Origin of the sequence: Clostridium chromiireducens (genome assembly GCF_002029255.1) — a bacterium.
Lineage (GTDB): Bacteria > Bacillota > Clostridia > Clostridiales > Clostridiaceae > Clostridium > Clostridium chromiireducens.
This window is the reverse complement of record NZ_MZGT01000011.1, coordinates 81,754-98,643: the sequence shown is the minus strand read 5'-3', so window position 1 is coordinate 98,643 and position 16,890 is coordinate 81,754. Positions and strand designations below refer to the sequence as shown.

Annotated in this window: 14 protein-coding genes and 1 riboswitch; of the genes, 4 read left to right on the top strand and 10 right to left on the bottom strand. The window is 31.8% G+C overall.

The features are described from left to right. The first annotated feature begins 2 nt into the window (after positions 1 to 2). Together CLCHR_RS05555 and CLCHR_RS05550 are read left to right on the top strand one after the other, a co-directional pair. Entirely contained in the window at positions 3 to 1,661 is a 1,659-nt protein-coding gene (locus tag CLCHR_RS05555) for a methyl-accepting chemotaxis protein (RefSeq protein ID WP_242965992.1), read from the top strand. Positions 1,662 to 1,751: 90 nt separating this feature from the next. Continuing rightward, positions 1,752 to 2,927, top strand: a complete 1,176-nt coding sequence (locus CLCHR_RS05550) for an ABC transporter substrate-binding protein (RefSeq protein WP_079438706.1) — start codon at positions 1,752 to 1,754, stop codon at positions 2,925 to 2,927. 229 nt (positions 2,928 to 3,156) lie between these two features. Here CLCHR_RS05550 and CLCHR_RS05545 read toward each other — a convergent pair whose 3' ends face one another. The 5 genes from CLCHR_RS05545 to CLCHR_RS05525 form a co-directional block, all read right to left on the bottom strand. Beyond that, the gene (locus CLCHR_RS05545; protein WP_079438705.1) at positions 3,157 to 3,912 is read right to left on the bottom strand and encodes an AIM24 family protein; all 756 of its coding nucleotides are present in this window, start codon (positions 3,910 to 3,912) and stop codon (positions 3,157 to 3,159) included. Between the two features lie 246 nt (positions 3,913 to 4,158). Then, complete coding sequence (locus CLCHR_RS05540) at positions 4,159 to 5,385, bottom strand: aminopeptidase (protein WP_079438704.1); 1,227 nt, start codon at positions 5,383 to 5,385, stop codon at positions 4,159 to 4,161. 184 nt (positions 5,386 to 5,569) lie between these two features. After that, positions 5,570 to 6,859: an NCS2 family permease gene (locus tag CLCHR_RS05535; RefSeq protein ID WP_079438710.1), complete on the bottom strand. Its 1,290-nt coding sequence runs from the start codon at positions 6,857 to 6,859 to the stop codon at positions 5,570 to 5,572. Between the two features lie 226 nt (positions 6,860 to 7,085). Beyond that, positions 7,086 to 7,187, bottom strand: a riboswitch (purine riboswitch). 329 nt (positions 7,188 to 7,516) lie between these two features. After that, a complete protein-coding gene (locus tag CLCHR_RS05530; protein WP_079438703.1) occupies positions 7,517 to 8,368 on the bottom strand; it encodes a thiamine pyrophosphate-dependent enzyme in 852 nt (283 codons plus the stop codon). Continuing rightward, positions 8,368 to 10,050: a 2-oxoacid:acceptor oxidoreductase subunit alpha gene (locus CLCHR_RS05525; RefSeq protein ID WP_079438702.1), complete on the bottom strand. Its 1,683-nt coding sequence runs from the start codon at positions 10,048 to 10,050 to the stop codon at positions 8,368 to 8,370. Before CLCHR_RS05525 ends, CLCHR_RS05530 begins: the two co-directional genes overlap by 1 nt. Before the next feature lie 347 nt (positions 10,051 to 10,397). Between CLCHR_RS05525 and CLCHR_RS05520 the strand changes: the two genes are divergently transcribed. Both CLCHR_RS05520 and CLCHR_RS05515 read left to right on the top strand, forming a co-directional pair. After that, entirely contained in the window at positions 10,398 to 10,940 is a 543-nt protein-coding gene (locus CLCHR_RS05520; protein ID WP_207652303.1) for a hypothetical protein, read from the top strand. A 44-nt stretch (positions 10,941 to 10,984) separates the two neighbouring features. Beyond that, positions 10,985 to 11,878: a metallophosphoesterase family protein gene (locus CLCHR_RS05515; protein ID WP_079438701.1), complete on the top strand. Its 894-nt coding sequence runs from the start codon at positions 10,985 to 10,987 to the stop codon at positions 11,876 to 11,878. 247 nt (positions 11,879 to 12,125) lie between these two features. Here CLCHR_RS05515 and CLCHR_RS05510 read toward each other — a convergent pair whose 3' ends face one another. The 5 genes from CLCHR_RS05510 to CLCHR_RS05490 all read right to left on the bottom strand — a co-directional run bounded on the left by CLCHR_RS05510 (position 12,126) and on the right by CLCHR_RS05490 (position 16,890). Then, complete coding sequence (locus CLCHR_RS05510) at positions 12,126 to 13,127, bottom strand: 5-oxoprolinase subunit C family protein (protein WP_079438700.1); 1,002 nt, start codon at positions 13,125 to 13,127, stop codon at positions 12,126 to 12,128. Further along, positions 13,127 to 13,837, bottom strand: a complete 711-nt coding sequence (gene pxpB, locus CLCHR_RS05505) for a 5-oxoprolinase subunit PxpB (RefSeq protein ID WP_079438699.1) — start codon at positions 13,835 to 13,837, stop codon at positions 13,127 to 13,129. Before pxpB ends, CLCHR_RS05510 begins: the two co-directional genes overlap by 1 nt. Before the next feature lie 238 nt (positions 13,838 to 14,075). Then, on the bottom strand, positions 14,076 to 15,197 hold the full coding sequence (gene alr / locus CLCHR_RS05500; protein ID WP_079438698.1) for an alanine racemase: 1,122 nt from the start codon (positions 15,195 to 15,197) through the stop codon (positions 14,076 to 14,078). 126 nt (positions 15,198 to 15,323) lie between these two features. Beyond that, positions 15,324 to 16,091: a LamB/YcsF family protein gene (locus CLCHR_RS05495; RefSeq protein WP_079438697.1), complete on the bottom strand. Its 768-nt coding sequence runs from the start codon at positions 16,089 to 16,091 to the stop codon at positions 15,324 to 15,326. Between the two features lie 13 nt (positions 16,092 to 16,104). Next, a complete protein-coding gene (locus CLCHR_RS05490) occupies positions 16,105 to 16,890 on the bottom strand; it encodes a putative hydro-lyase (RefSeq protein ID WP_079438696.1) in 786 nt (261 codons plus the stop codon).

Sequence of the window (16,890 nt, the reverse complement as noted above, 5' to 3'; positions counted from 1 at the left end):
TTATTAATCTTATTATATTAATGGTTATTTTATCTACAATAGTGTCTTTCTCTATTGCTATTGTTGGTTATAGCAATATGAAAACGATTAACAAAAATTCCTCATTAATGTATGATGGTGCATTAACAAAAATTATGAAAACAGAGGAAATTAGACAAAAGTACTCAAATATAAGATTAAATGTTAATAGAATCTCTATTTCGGATTTTAATGCTGATGATGTTGCTTCTATAGATAACGACTATAAAGCTATGAACGACATGGTGGGCGCATATGAAAATTTATCTTTAGGTTCCATAGAAAAAAATAATTTAAATGAATTTAAAAATGATTCTAATAAGTATTATTCACAAATTAAAGATCTTGAAAAAGGTAATAAATTATATGGGATAGACTTAGAAAAATTCAACCAACTCGGAAATGAAATGCAGCTTTTCCTTGATAATTTAGTAACGTATAGTTCAAATACAGCTAATAATCTTCAAAATGATAATATCTATTTGTATACAAGAAGTACTGGCATTTTCTTTATAACCTTTATAATCGGTTTCATTTTAATGATAGCAGTTTCTTCAATTATAGTTTTAGTCATAAGAAAATCTATGCAGGAAATTATTTCTGATTTGGATACTGTTGCACAAGGTGATTTCAGTATAAAAATTAATACCACCTTTAAAAATGAGTTTGGAAGAATGAAAAAGTCAATTTACAAGACAATTTCAAACATTTCACTTATGCTTGAAGAAGTAAAAACTTCAACGAATGTTGTAAATATGCAAGCAAATAACTTATTAGTGGCTTCAGATGAAATGTCTTCATCTGCACAAGAGATAAATGCAGCCGTTCAAGAAGTAGCTACTGCTGCAAATGATCAATCTAACGATTTAATAAATGTAAAGTCCTCCTTGGATAAGTTTGCTGATTCATTAGATCAAATAACTTCATCTATTAATGATGTAAGTTCGAATATACATAACATTAATACTATGGCAGAAGATAGTAATTCCAAATTGAAGTTTTTATTTGATTCTATAAAAAATGTAAACGAATCTTTTGATACTGTAAGAAATAAAGTCGTTGATTTAGACAACCACGTAGAAGAAGTAAATAACATAACAATTATTATTAATTCCATTGCCGAGCAAACAGATTTATTAGCATTAAATGCTGCCATAGAATCCGCTCGAGCAGGAGAAGTTGGTCGTGGATTTTCTGTAGTTGCTGAAGAAATCAGAAAATTAGCAGAACAATCTAAAGTATCTGCTAGCAATATAAGTGGCTTAATTTCGAATATTAATAAAGAAGCCCAAGTAGCAGTTACTACTACTGATTTAGGTAAAGATAGTTTAATCAATCAGTCAACACTAATCGAAGATTCTATAAAATCTTTTGCTGTGATATTTAAAGCTATTAATTCTATACTACCGCGAGTAGATAGCATAAATAAATCTATTGAAGATATAAATGTTGAAAAAGATCTTATAATTTCAAGAACCTTAGATATTTCTGGAGTATCAGAAGAAAATGCAGCTTCAGCAGAAGAAATAGCAGCTTCAGTACAGCAAATAAATTCATCATTTAACGATGTGGCGAATTCAGCACAAACTTTATCAAACTTAACAAATTCTATGATGAATGAAGTAAATAAATTCAAATTATAGTTTCTTTTATACATAGTTCCTATATTATACTTAAATATTTTATTCAAAATAAATTGCAAAACATTTTATAAATAAAAATGGAGGATAATTATGAAAAAGTTGAAATCTTTAAATATCGCGCTTGTGATAGTTTTTATGACAACTATATTAACAAGTTGTGGTTTGAAAAACACTCCAAAAGTTTCACAACCTATTACATTAAACATAATAGATATTTCAGGGAGTATGCAGTTAGTTGGAGACGCTATAGATCAATTTAAGGCTGAAAATCCTGGCTTAATCGGAGATGTCGTAGTAAAAAAATCTACTGCCTTAGAAGCACCATCTTTACTAAAAGCTCAAATTTTATCTGAAAATATGCAAACCGGCTTAATTTTCACTGGAATTGATGGTCTTTCTACGTGCATAGAAAGAGATGTTATTGAAAATATTATGCCAACTTATGAAAACAACTTTCCTAATTTAGAAAGTAATTATAGCGCTGGTGCCAAAGCTACATATGATTTAGTAAAAGGTTATGGTATCACTTATGTATATTCCCCTAGCGGTCCGTTCTTTACTTATAACCCAGACGCTGTTCAAAATGTACCGAATACTCCTGAAGAACTTTTAGCTTTTGTTAAAGCTAATCCAGGTAAATTTACATATGCAAGACCAGCTAGCTCAGGACCCGGAAGAATATTTCTTCAAGGATTACCTTATATTTTAGGAGATAAAAACCCTAAAGATCCTAAAACTTGGGACAAGACTTGGGCTTTCCTTAAAGAACTAGATCAATATATAGATTATTATCCAGCAAAGACTGGTACTTCATTTACAGAATTAAAGGATGGTAAGAGATCAATTATAGCAAGTCAATTAGGATGGGATATGAATCAAAGAATTATAGGTGGTATTCCACAAAATTATCAAGGATTCTTTTTAAACAATACTACCTTGGTAGCCGATGCCCAATACATGGCTATTCCAAAAGGACTTAGCGACGAACAAAAAAATGCTATTTTAAAACTAATGGAATGGCTTATGACACCAAAAATGCAGGCAATAACATATGATAGCGGCTATTTTTATCCAGGCCCTTCAGTTAAGGATGTTACCCTTGATATGGCTCCTAAAGAAAGTCAAGATAAAGTTAAACCAGCTATAAGGCAATCTTATGAGACTTCTATACAAACGCTTCCAACTTCAACACAATTAGATACATCTACTTTTATGGAAGCTTTGAATATGTGGGATCAAACTTTTGGCACGAAAGTAAAAAGATAATCAGAATTATCATTATCTGATTATGAATAAAAGCTTCAACAACTATTAACTCTTAAATTTGCCAATAGTGTATTATGTCAATAAAAATTTATTCTCACTATGTAATATAAATATTGAGAATAATTATTAATTTTTAGACATGCATAGAACAGATAAAAATAATAAAAATAAGAATTGATATTTATTTATTATCAATTCTTATTTTTATTTTTTGTTTTATTCAGGTTCTTTACGCTATTGGAGCCATAAGTATCTTTCCGGTTCCCCTATATACATTCACAAATCCTTCACCTGAAACAGCTGATCCAATTAAACTTTTGCCTGATTTTTCAACTCTAAATTCTAAAGAATTAGACCACGCAATAGCAAAATTTCCATCAATTCTTACCTCATCATTTTCCAGCACAAATTCTATAAGCTCATCTCTTGGAACCGGACTTTCTAATACTGCTATCCCTTGACCTTTGAGGCATAAGTTAAATAATCCTTCTTTTCCAAGTACTGCTGAGGAAAGATTTGTTCTAGCTACAACTTTTTGCTGAATTCTTGAATCGCAAGCAAGAAATAATCCGTCATCTAAAACCATTCCATCCCATTCTGAAACTTCTTCAAGTAAAATATGCTTATATGTAGGCTCTAACATTAACAACCCATTCCCTTGATATTTAGGTTTTATTGCGGATTCTTTTGTTACTTTAGAAGATAGAGCTTTACCAAGTAAATCACCAAATCCTTTGACATCCGCGCCCATGCTAACTGCTCCTGCTGTCCATTGCATTGCTCCAGCACTAATAGTATACGCGTTTCCGTTTAATTCAATTAGAACTTGCCTTCTTCTAACATTCATTTCCGAAGCAAAATAGGCTGTCATTGCACTTGTAGTATTCACACTCAAATCTTTCTTATACTCAATAACCTTTACATCACCTTTAGATTCTATTACCTCAATATTTTTATTTTCAAAAAGATTTTTACACTTTACCATAACATAAATTCTCCCTTTTCTGTAATACTTGCATTTAATTACCATTATACTTTTTTACGTGCTCTTCGTCAATTAATGTTATTATAGGTTTTAATCATCGGTCTTCTCTTCGTCAGTATATCTAATTTATCTTAATAAAAAATATTACCTATTTCAAAAAAAGATATTGAATGCTAACAAATTCAGTTAGCTACTCAATATCCTTATATATTACTTCTCTTTTACATTTCAAATTTAGGTTATGGATTATATAACCCAATCACCATTTTTAAACACTTGAATTTTATCTCCGCCAATAGTTTCACCTATTATTTCAAGTTCTGCTGAACCTATCATGAAATCAACGTGAGTTAATGAATCATTCACGCCTTTTGATAAAAGTTCTTCTTCTGACATATTGTCACTATCTTTTAAGCAACTTGGATATGCTTTTCCAAAAGCAAAATGGCAAGATGCATTTTCATCAAATAATGTATTAAAAAATATTAATCCTGAATTTGATATTGGTGAATCATGACCTACTAATGCAACCTCTCCTAAGTACCTTGCACCTTCATCAGTATCTAAAAGTCCTTTTAAAATTTCTTCTCCCTTTTCAGCATTAAAATCAATTATTTTTCCATCTTTAAATGTCAGCTTAAAGTTATCTATAACATTTCCACCATAATTTAATGGCTTTTTACTTGTAACATATCCATTTACCCCATCCTTCTTTGGAAGGGTAAATACTTCTTCAGTTGGTATGTTTGCTACAAAGGTAATACCATCTTTAGTACTCTCTTCACCACTTAGCCATAGATGCCCCTCTGGCAGCTCTACAGTTAAGTCTGTCCCCTCTGATTTATAATGAAGATATTTAAAGTTTTTTTCATTCAAATAATCTTTTCTCTTCTTAAGATTTTCTAGATGTTCATTCCACTCAGAAACTGGTGACTCCTTGTCAACTCTTACTATGCTGAATATCGAATTCCAAAGTTTTTCCACTGCTTCTGCTTCTGATACATCAGGAAATACTTTTTTAGCCCATCCTTTTGTAGGTATAGAAACAACACACCACTGAACTTCATTACTCATCATAGATGAACTAACTTTTCTCATTGTCTTACTTGTGGTCTTAGCTAAAGTAGAGATTTTATTCGGATCTACACCACTTAACAGTTCTGGATCTCGAGCTGATATACTTATAAATGCAGTTTTTTCCCTTATAAGCTCCTCTCTTGATAATGCAACATAAGTTGGTTCCTTTTCAAAGCTTTCAATTGGAGCTTTATTATATTTTATTAAAGCAAGCTCTTCATCATTATACTCTACTATGACATTTATAGCACCTGCTTCATAAGCCTTTTCAGCTATTATTCTAGCAAATTCAGCACACTCAATTGGTGAATTAATGAGTAATTGTTGTTTATCTTGTAAGTTTATTCCTGTCTTAACTATAAGTTCTGCATAATTTTTTAAAATATCAATATTCATCTTAACTACTCCTATCTTTCCATATATTTCACATAATAATTATAACATTATTATACTATTATTTATTACCTAATAATTTCTTATTCAATAAAATTTAATTCCAATGTAATCAAACCAAAAAATACTTCATAGTGGTTTCATACCACTATGAAGTATAGTTAATAATTTTCAACTCTAATTTGTATTAAATCGCGAACATTATAATAAACAAAATTGAAATAACATACATCGGTGTAGGGATATCTTTTGATTTACCTGTGAATAATTTTATTAACACATATGATATGAATCCAAATGCTAAACCATCTGTAATTGAATATGTTAATAGTGTTAATATTAATGTAAGGAATACAGGTAATCCTTCAGTGAAATCTGAAAAATCTATTTTTGTTATTGGTTCCATCATTAATAATCCTAAAACAATTAGAACTGGTCCTGAAGCAAAGCCTGGTATAGCAGTTAAAATTGGTGAAAAGAATAATGATAAGAAGAACATTCCAGCGATTGTTAAACCAGCTAATCCAGTTCTTCCACCTTCTGCAATACCTGCAGCTGATTCTATAAACGCAACTGGTGTAGATGTTCCTAAACATGCACCTATTGTTGAACCAACAGCATCTGCAGTTAAAACTTTATCTGCATTTTTTACATTCCCTTGTTCATCTAAATATCCTGCTTTTGAAGCTAAACCTATTAACGTACCGATACTATCAAATATATCTATAAATAGCATAGTCATAATTGCTGGAATTATTCCTATAACCATTGCACTCTTAAAATCAAATTGCATGAATACTGGCGCAACTGATGGTGGAAGTGATACTATTCCACTTGGTAATTGTGCCACTCCAAATACTACTCCAAGTATGTAAACAGAGAACATTCCAATAATGAATGAACCTTTTATATTTTTATGATATAGTACAGCTATTAATACTACCCCAAAAAAGGCTAATATAACTGTAACACTTTTTAAACTTGCTAAACCTACTAATGTAGCTTGATTAGCAACAATTATACCTGCATCTTGTAATCCGATAAAAGCTATAAAGAAACCAATACCTATACTAATTGCATACTTTAAAGTTTGTGGAACACTATCAATAATCATTTGTCTTATTTTAAATAAATTAAGAGCTAAAAATATAAGACCTTCAATTAATGAAGCAGCTAAAGCTGTTTGCCATGAAAACTTCATTGTTAAACAAATTGTAAATGTAAAAAATGCATTTAATCCCATACCTGGTGCCATACCAAATGGATAATTAGCAACAAGGGCCATAATTATAGTTCCAATACAAGAAGCTAAAGCTGTTGCTGTAAATACTGCTTTTATGTCCATACCTGATTGACTTAAAATACTTGGATTTACCACTAAGATATACGCCATAGTTAAAAAAGTTGTTATACCTGCTAATATTTCTGTTTTTACAGTTGTTTTGTTTTTTGATAGATGAAATATTTTTTCTAACATACCATTCTCCTCCGTTGTTTTTACCGATTTTTTTGAAACATTGTCCACAATAATTCCTCCTATTTTTGAGTTAAACAAATAAATAATATTCTCTACTCTAAAATAATATCTTTGTTAGTATGTTGCACCAACAATGAAAAAATATGAAAAATAATAACAAGAATTTAAAGATACCTTTCAAAAATATAAACCCCTTTGTGTTATTACAAAGGGGTTTACAGATAATCAAGCATCTATAAACACCCATAGTCAGACAATTTACGGTAGTCCGGTAGAGACGCTTAGACCTTATTTCTAAGCATATACGGGTAAAATTTCATTTTTTATATATAACGTGTAAAAATACTACTTTCTATATTTTTCATTTTTACCGAAAATTCAGCAAAACACATATATCATGTAATATATTTTTCATGCAATATATAGAGCTTTATTTTACATACATAATCCTACAATAATTTGCGACATAAATCAATAGTATTTTAATATTTTTGTGTATTTTTTTAAGATTTCTTCTTTAATCGTTCGTGTTTTTGTTCAAAATAAACAAAAATTAATATTTTCTCACCTAGAAAACCTGCTATACATAAATTATGCATAGCAGGTTCTCCATTAAGATTAATAACTAATTTTTATTATTTTAAGCATTCTTCTATACTAAATAAAATCTTTCATAAATTCCTTAATTTTAATTGTTTTAACTTCACTCTCTACAAGCGATTTATTGTCTTTTAAGAAACTAACTTTATCATGAAAATCAGACTTTTCTTCCTTATATAAAATTCCTAAAGGAATTTTATCTCCCCACTCCATAGATTTTTCAATAGCTTTTAATTTATCACTCGGATTGTATTCCTTTCCTAGCTTATAAACTCTTTTGTTATACCATTGGAATGTATTAATTTTGTTGAATGATATACATGGCTGTAAGATATCAACAATGGCATATCCTTTGTGTTTAATAGCCTCAATCATAATTTCTTTTAAATGTTCTTTATCTCCACTAAATGCTCTTGCAACAAAACCAGCACCAAGCGTTATTGCTAAAGCCACAGGATTCATTGGAATATTATTTGATCCATTAGGTTGAACATCTGTTACATGTCCTATGTCAGTCGTAGGTGAAGCTTGCCCTTTTGTTAATCCATATATTTGGTTATCGTGAACAAATTGTGTTATATCAACGTTACGTCTAATGTTATGAATAAAGTGATTTCCACCTTCACCATAACAGTCACCTTCACCAGTATTTATTATGACAGTTAATTCTTTATTCACAATTTTTGCTGCAACTGCCGGTGGCAACGATCTCCCATGTAGACCGCAGAATCCATTAGTATTTATATACTGTGGCGTTTTCGCTGCTTGGCCTATCCCTCCGACAATAAGGACTTCGTGTGGTGCTTTTCCCAAATCTATAAGTGATTGCTTAAGAGCATCAAGAATATTATGATCTCCGCAACCCGGACACCAAGCTGTTTCTGATGTTAAGAATATCTCCTTATCCATTATTGCTCACCTCCAGTTAACTTATTATATATTTCCTGAGATGAAATAGGTCTTCCATCATATTTTAAGATGCTGCTATTACATTCAATACCAGTGCATTCCCTTATAAGACCTGCTAATTGGCCAGTAGCATTTTGTTCTATATTTATTATACTTTTTACCTTTTTAGCATACTTATTGAGCTCTTTATCTGGTAAAGGCCATATATCTCCAAATATTAATGAGCAATATTTATTTTTTCCCGAACGTTCATTTAGAAGTTTTACAGCTTCCTTGACTGGGCTATATAACGATCCCCATGCCAACAATAAAGTATCTGCATTTTCTTCTCCTATTAATTCTGGTTCTAAAAGTTCCTCTTTTAAGTATTCCATCTTCCTAAGTCTTTTATCATTCATTTCATTTCGTACTTCTGCAGATTCAGTTATATGACCGTATTCATCATGCTCATCACTGTCCACCAGTACTGTTAGACCTGGTATTTTGCCTGGAGTTATACGTGGGGAAATACCTGTCTTTGTTATTTCATAACGCTTATAATCCTTAATATTAATATATTCATCATCATGTAAACATCTCTCTACCTTAATTTTATCAAAATCGAATGGTTTTATGGTTCTTATGCTGTCTGCTAAAAATTGATCTCCAAGTATAATAACAGGTATTTGGTATTTATCTGCAATATTAAAGGCTCTTATTGTCTGATAAAATGCATCTTCAGGATCTCTTAGTGCTATTACCATTTTAGGAATTTCTCCTGGTGATGAAGAAATAACAAATCTTAAATCTGCCTGTTCTGTTCTTGTTGGCAATCCCGTGGTAGGTCCTGGTCTTTGTATTTCTGCTATTACAAGAGGCACCTCAAGCATACCAGATAAGCCTACAGCTTCAACCATCAGTGCAAATCCACCTCCTGATGATCCTGTCATAGCCCTAACCCCTGCATAAGAAGCTCCGATAGCCATATTTATTGAAGCAATTTCATCCTCAGCCTGCTCAACAACAACTTCTGCTTCATTCATTTTTGATGCTAGGTAATTCATTATACTAGTTGATGGTGTCATAGGATATGCGGAGTAAAACTTACATCCTGCGGCAAGGGCACCAAGGGCAATAGCATCATTTCCTCCAAGCAAAACACTGCTGTCTTTGCTCTTAGGCTGAATTTGATATTTAGGTGTAACGAGCTTGTATCCTTCTTCAAATGCACTAAAGTTTTTATTTGCAATCTCATCTTTAAACTTCTCTGAGAGCACTACCTTAACACCGCTTAAATCAATGTCAAATAACTTTATGCAAGCACCTAGTGCTACACTTCCGTATACTTTAGAATTTCCAATATTTTTAGATGTAGCTTTAAGAGGAAGACCAAGAAATCTTTTATCTTCAATCTTAACTTGCTCATCTGAAATGATAAAACCATTTTCTTTCAATCTACCTAAATGCAAATCTATTGTTTCTTTATCTAAAGCAATTATCCCATCAATCTCATCCCAATGAGAATTTATTTCCTCATTTCCAAAACGTATTTGGAAAAAATTATGCCCACCTCTTACTCTTGACATATAATCTTGTATAGTAAATATTTCAAAGCCTTTTCTTTTTAGAACTTTTTCTAATATGGATGAAATAGTCTCCATGCCCAGCCCTGCAGCTCCTCCAATTAGAATGTTATAAATCATAAAATTCCTCCCTTCCATAAAAATATAGTATCAAGTGACACTTGATTCAGGTATGTTTTTTTATCCATCTGAATTTTAGTTGAACTTATAACCATAAGGGTCACAATGTGCCCTCAAGGGATGCCTCATCCAAGAGTGTATATCAGTTACCGCTCCCTTTAAGAAGAGGGAGTGTTGCAGACGCTAACTATCGGATAAATTGCATGCTGATAATATTTTATTATAGTTTCTCAGTATTATGACTAGATATATACATATAATCTATAAATTCACACGACCTACAAATTTTAATATAGCAAAATCACCTTTTAGTCATATGCTAATATTGACACTAATTTATTGATAAGGTGATTATTATTAAGAAACACTCTGGTTTAGATATAGATAATCTTGAATTTCTAGGGTCAGGTACACAAGGTAAAGTATATAAAATTGATTCACAAAAGTGTATAAAGATCTTTAAAAAAGAGCAAATATGTGCAGATGAAATAGAGACTTTAGCAATGGCACAAATGGATTCACATTTTCCTAAGCTCTACACCTTTGGTGAGAACTATATAATACGTGAGTACATTAATGGAATAGAATTAGATAAATTCTTATTATCCACTCCTCTTACTGACAGCATTTCACTTGAAATTATCGAACTTTATGAAGCCATGGATTCAGTAGGATATAGACGCTTAGATGCCGCACCATTTCATATTTTTCTAACTCCTTCAAATGGAATTAAGCTCATTGATACTGCAAGAGCAATGAAAAAGAAAGTCATATATCCTTCTTTAATTATTAAAGGTTTAGCCGATTTAGGATACAAAAAAGATTTTTTAAACTTTGTTAAATGCAATAAACCTGAACTCTATAAGAAATGGTTAAATAAAAAGGGATGAATTATTATTAGATATTTTATAATATTTTTTGAGGAGCGTATACAATGAGATTTATAGTTTTTGGTGACTCTAAAGGTAAAGAAAAAAGTGGGATAAATGAAAAAGTGCTAAAAAAAATAATGAACGAAAGCTCTAAAATAGAACCATCTCCACAATTTATTGTAATGTGTGGAGATACAGTTGCAGGCAGCAACAAAGAAGAAATTCTAACCTCACAGTTAAGTAGATTCCGAAACATAGTTGAGAAATATCATCCCAACAAACTATTACTTCCAATAGTAGGCAATCATGAAGTTAATATAGAACCTATAGATGATAAATTTGAAAAAGTCCTCAGCCAAATTTATAACGACTTAACTCCCGACTCTCATCTGGAGGGTTATAATAAAACTGTTTATTATAAGGATTTCGAGGATACAAGGCTTATAATTCTTAATGCCTTCCACTTTGGTTCAACTCATAAAATTAGTGAAGATCAACTTAGTTGGTTTAAAGAAGCAGCTTCTAAATGCATAAAGAATAAACTTGTTTTTATTCATTCCCCAGCCTTTCCTACTGGCGCCCATCTTGGCCATTGTCTAGATTTATATCCAGAATATAGGGATGCTTTTTGGAGAATAGTTGATGAATGTGGTATAGATATAGTCTTCTCAGGCCACGAGCATAACTACTCAAGAAGAATAGTTGATAATTCCTTTGGTAATGTAGATAACTGCTATAAAAGAAAAGTTACTCAAGTAATTACTGGTGGTGGTGGCGAAAAGCTTAGAGATAAATATAAAAGTAAACGCGGAATTGTAGTTGCTCCAATTGCAGTATACCATTTTTTAGTTGTAGATATAGAAGTTGATTATATTAAGGTGTGTGCTATTAGTTTAAACGGTAAGAAATTGGATGAGTTTGTTTTAGATAAAACAAGCGGGTGTGGAATAACTTAAAATATCATAAAAATGTATACATTCGTGTAGAGGACAGTCTTTTTTTACTTTATGTTCAAACTTATTCTAATCGCTCAAGTTGCATAAGAATTCTCAAATAAAAAGCACTTTCTTGAATGAAGAAAGTGCTTTTTATCAATACTTTTCACTGACCACTATTTTGTGGTCAGTAAAATCTATATTCTAGAATAAATCTTTATGTTCTTTCAGTTACCTATATTATAAATCTAAATTATATGTGATTTAACTAAATAGTTATCAATTTTATAGATTCTTTTATATCACTTATATATTTTTCTCTTTGAAAATATAGTTTCTCCGCATCTTTTAGAGTAATTTTTTTAAACGTTACTTTCTCATTAGGCTTAAGCTGAACTATTTTTTGAACATCAACAGATGCTACATGCGCTATTTTTGGATATCCTCCTGCTGTTTGCTTATCAGCTAAAAGAATAATTGGATTTCCATCAGGGGGAATTTGAATAGTTCCAACAGAAACTTCCTCAGATATCATTTCCAACTTTTCTTTAAATTCAATTTTAGGGCCATATAAACGATATCCCATTCTATCAGATTTTGTATCTATATTAAACTCTGAGCAAAAAAATTTATTTATACTTTCATAGGAAATATACTTAAACTGTCTATCTTCAAACACTCTAATAACTGTATTTTCACACTTCTTCTTAGCATAGCCTTTTACATGCCAACTTGCTGCTATAAAATCTCCATCACATTTAATTTCCATTAATTTGCTTGCTATTCTTGATGAAATTGTACTTTTTATACCGACATTGATTACATCATTTTTTGTCAAGGCTCTTCCTTCAAGTCCACCTAATTGTGCTCTTAAATATGTACTTTTACTATCCATGACAATTGGAATATCAAAACCACCAGCTACTGCCAAATAAGAACGACATCCACTTTTGCAAGCACCAAATTTAAGTATGCAATCTTCCTTTATATAAATAGGTCTATTCATAGGAACTGCTTTACCTTCAATGGTAGGCGAAATATCTGCCCCCGCTATAGAAAACAATATTCCTTTTTGTAGCTGCAAGACTGGTCCAACCATAGTAATTTCGAGAACGCCCTCATTTTCTTTGTTTCCAATAACAATATTGGAAAGTCTCATTGCATATGTGTCCATAGCGCCACTAACAATAACACCATATTTTTGATATCCACTTCTCCCTAAATCTTGAATAGTAGTAAGAAGCCCTGGATTTAAAACAGTAATACTCACTATTTTTCCTCCTTTAACCTTAAGTATTCATCATAAGAAATAGGATAAAATTTAGCTATATCTCCTGATTTTAAAAGACTTTTGGGCTCTTCATTTAAATCAAATAGTTTTATAGGAGTCCTTCCTATAAGTTGCCACCCACCTGGAGTTTCTATTGGGTAAACACCTGTCTGCATTCCGGCAATACCAACTGATCCAGCTGGTATTGCCGTTCTTGGCGATTCACGTCTTGGTGTGACTATTTTTTTAGACATCCCTCCTAAGTATGGAAAGCCTGGAGCAAAACCAATCATGTAAACCAAATACTTTCCTTCTGAGTGAATTTTTATAACTTCATCTACATTAAGATTATTTATTTTGGCAACATGTTCAATATCTGGTCCAAACTCACCACCATAACAAACTGGAATTTCAACAATATTTTCTTCCTCAATACTTGCGATGTTAATATTAGATACCATATCTTCTAGAATAGTCTTTACTTTTTCAAAAGGAAAATTATTGTCTATTTTTAAAGGTTCATAAATTATAGAAACACTTGTGAAATAAGGAACATATTCTATTAGACCCTCAAAAGGATGTTCATCTATATATGAACAAAAAGCCCTAATTTTCTTATTTATCTCTTCACCAATTTCATTACCAAATCCAACTAAAGCTGAAAATTCATTTATTTGTGAAATTTCAGTTTTAAATCCACCCTTTTCCATATCTATGTTTACCCCCCAAAAGTTTTCTACTATTATATTCATATTTCAAAAATTTATCTAGATGTGAATCGAGTTTCCAAGTAGGCTGTTCCACTTTAGCTTGTCAAACTAAAAGTTGGAACATGCTAAAGTGGATACACCCTGCTGCTTAGAGCCTTCAACGATATTTTTATAGTTTTGGGAGCAAAAATATTTATAATTTCGGTAAGTAACTACATAAGTCTGAGCTATACATGATTTATCTATACATTCTCGGAACTCTTTTTCCTATACCACAGACAAATTCATAATTAAAGCTCCCAGCCATACCAGCTAATTCTTCAACTGAAATAATATTATCGCCATCTTTTCCTACTAACGTTACTTCATCTTCAATCTCCACATCATTTATATGTGTAACATCAATCATCATTTGATCCATGCAAATTCTTCCTATAATCGGAGCATACTCACCATGAATTAATACTCTTCCCTTTGATGATAGAGCTCTTGGATATCCATCAGCATATCCCACCGAAAGAGTAGCTATCTTGGTTTTACTTCTAGTAATAAAAGTTTTTCCATAACTTACTCCATGCCCTTCATCTACAGATTTCACATTTATTACATGAGTTCTCCAAGCTAATGCCGGCTTAATTTTAACAGCATTTTTATCAACCTCTTCAGATGGATAAAGCCCATAAATAATTATTCCTGCTCGTACCATATCAAATCGGTGATGATCAAACTCAATAATTCCGGCGCTATTACACATATGCTTAATGGGAATATGTATTTCTCTTCTTTCTAGCAACTTTACAAAATTATCATACCTATCCATTTGTAATTTACTATAACTTTTCTCCTTCTCATCTGCAGTCGCAAAATGAGTAAATAAACCTTCAATCAACAAATTAGGTAAAGTCGAAATTTTCTCAACCACTGAAATACCTATTTCATCTACATCAAGACCAATTCTAGTCATTCCTGTATCTAGCGCAATATGAATTTTAGCTTGCTTTCCGCATGCTTCCCCCACTTTTGATATTTCCTTAGCCATTTCCAAAGTATATATCGTTTGAGTAATATCATTTTTTACTAAGTCTGTATACTGACTTGGTGATGTATACCCCAAAATTAATATGGGCAATTCTATCCCTTCATAACGCAGCTCTAATGCTTCTTCTATTGTAGCAACTCCATAATAATCCACCTCAGTTTTTAAAAAATTTCCTAAGGCGGCAGCACCATGTCCATATCCATCTGCTTTGATTACTGCCATTACTTTGGTGTTTTTTTCTACTCGTTTTTTAATTTCATTTATATTGTCTAAAACAGCACCCAAATCTATTTCAGCATAAGTTCTAAGATATCTTTCCATAACCACAAGCCTTCTTTATATAAAACGTATTTTTCAATTGTCATAATGCACTTTTTTATAGGTTAATACTCTTCAGAATATATATTCTAATATTCTTTAGAATATATATAGTAAGCCATATGAAACTTAAATCACTTCATTTAATGGAAGAATTTTTATACCTTCCGATTCTAATCTTGCCTTAATTTTTTTTACAAACTCTAAAGCCTTCTCTCCATCTCCATGAACACATATTGAATCTACTTTAATAGGTATATCTTTTCCTGTAATTGCCTCTACCTTATTTTCTTTTACCATTTTGATAACTCTATTAATAGCAACATCTTCATCTGTAATCATCGCTCCCTCTTTGGTTCTTGCAACTAAAGAACCATCTTCCTCATAAGCACGATCGGCAAAAGCCTCTCGTGCTACCTTTAATCCTATACTTTGTGCGGCACTTACCATTTCACTTCCTGATAAGGCGAGTAAAATTAATTCAGGATTAATTTCAAATATTCCTTCACAAATAGCCTCGGCAAGTTTCAAATCTTTTCCTGCCATATTATATAAAGCACCATGTGGCTTTACATGACACATTTTAATTCCTGCAGCTGTGCAAAAAGCATCTAACGCACCAATTTGATATTGCACCATGGCCTTAGCTTCCTTTGGCGAGACATTTATGTTTCTCCTTCCAAACCCCACTAAGTCAGGAAATCCTGGATGTGCTCCAATACATACTCCAGATTCTTTGGCTAATTTAACTGTATGAGCCATTACTAATGGATCTGACGCATGAAATCCACATGCTACATTAGCTGAAGATATATACGAAATCACTTCTTCATCTAAACCAAGTTTATAATTTCCGAAGCTTTCTCCTAAATCACAATTTAAATCTACCTTATACATAAGTGTCCTCCTCTCAAAATTTCAAGTCTATATTTTTAGTATCTGTTATGAGCATATGCCCTGGAGAATGTGTAATTACGATTTTAGGTTTAACATTCATAACTACTGATTGTGGCGTAACTCCACAAGCCCAAAACACTGGCACTTCTCCTTCCTTTATTTTAACACAGTCACCAAAATCAGGCTTATTGATATTTGATATACCAATAACAGAAGGATCACCTATATGAATTGGAGCCCCATGAACCCTTGGCATAGAACCTGTTACCATTACTGACTTTACGACTTGATTATTAGGAATAGGTCTCATACTCACAACCATTTTTCCATTAAATATTCCTGCTGGCTCGCATTCTATATTAGTTACAAACATAGGAACGTTACAGCTCTCCTCTATATGCCTAACGGGTACACCAGCCTCTAAAAGTTCTGATTCAAAAGAAAAGCTGCAGCCTATAAAAAAACTTACAAAATCATCTCTCCATAGATGCTCTATACTGGTATATTCACCAGTTAATATACCATCTTCATATACCCTATATTTAGGAATATCCCTAGCAATATCAGCATCCTCTGCAATATACTTTAGATTTCTGCTTCCTACATCACTAACTTCTAATATAGGGCAAGATTTTGGATTCCTTTGAGTAAATAAAAGAAATTCATAAGCCAAATCCTTTGGTAAAATAACTAAATTAGCTTGAGCATATCCTGCGCACATTCCTGAAGTTGGACCTGTAATCTTACCTTCACGTATTAATTTACGAACCTCACTAGGTTTCATTTCTGAATAATTCAT

Coding starts and splice junctions, on each gene's coding strand:
- CLCHR_RS05550 (WP_079438706.1), top strand. CDS start 1,752: ATGAAAAAGTTGAAATCTTTAAATATCGCGCTTGTGATAGTTTTTATG.
- CLCHR_RS05545 (WP_079438705.1), bottom strand. CDS start 3,912: ATGGTAAAGTGTAAAAATCTTTTTGAAAATAAAAATATTGAGGTAATA.
- CLCHR_RS05540 (WP_079438704.1), bottom strand. CDS start 5,385: ATGAATATTGATATTTTAAAAAATTATGCAGAACTTATAGTTAAGACA.
- CLCHR_RS05535 (WP_079438710.1), bottom strand. CDS start 6,859: ATGTTAGAAAAAATATTTCATCTATCAAAAAACAAAACAACTGTAAAA.
- CLCHR_RS05530 (WP_079438703.1), bottom strand. CDS start 8,368: ATGGATAAGGAGATATTCTTAACATCAGAAACAGCTTGGTGTCCGGGT.
- CLCHR_RS05525 (WP_079438702.1), bottom strand. CDS start 10,050: ATGATTTATAACATTCTAATTGGAGGAGCTGCAGGGCTGGGCATGGAG.
- CLCHR_RS05515 (WP_079438701.1), top strand. CDS start 10,985: ATGAGATTTATAGTTTTTGGTGACTCTAAAGGTAAAGAAAAAAGTGGG.
- pxpB (WP_079438699.1), bottom strand. CDS start 13,837: ATGGAAAAGGGTGGATTTAAAACTGAAATTTCACAAATAAATGAATTT.
- alr (WP_079438698.1), bottom strand. CDS start 15,197: ATGGAAAGATATCTTAGAACTTATGCTGAAATAGATTTGGGTGCTGTT.
- CLCHR_RS05495 (WP_079438697.1), bottom strand. CDS start 16,091: ATGTATAAGGTAGATTTAAATTGTGATTTAGGAGAAAGCTTCGGAAAT.
- CLCHR_RS05490 (WP_079438696.1), bottom strand. CDS start 16,890: ATGAATTATTCAGAAATGAAACCTAGTGAGGTTCGTAAATTAATACGT.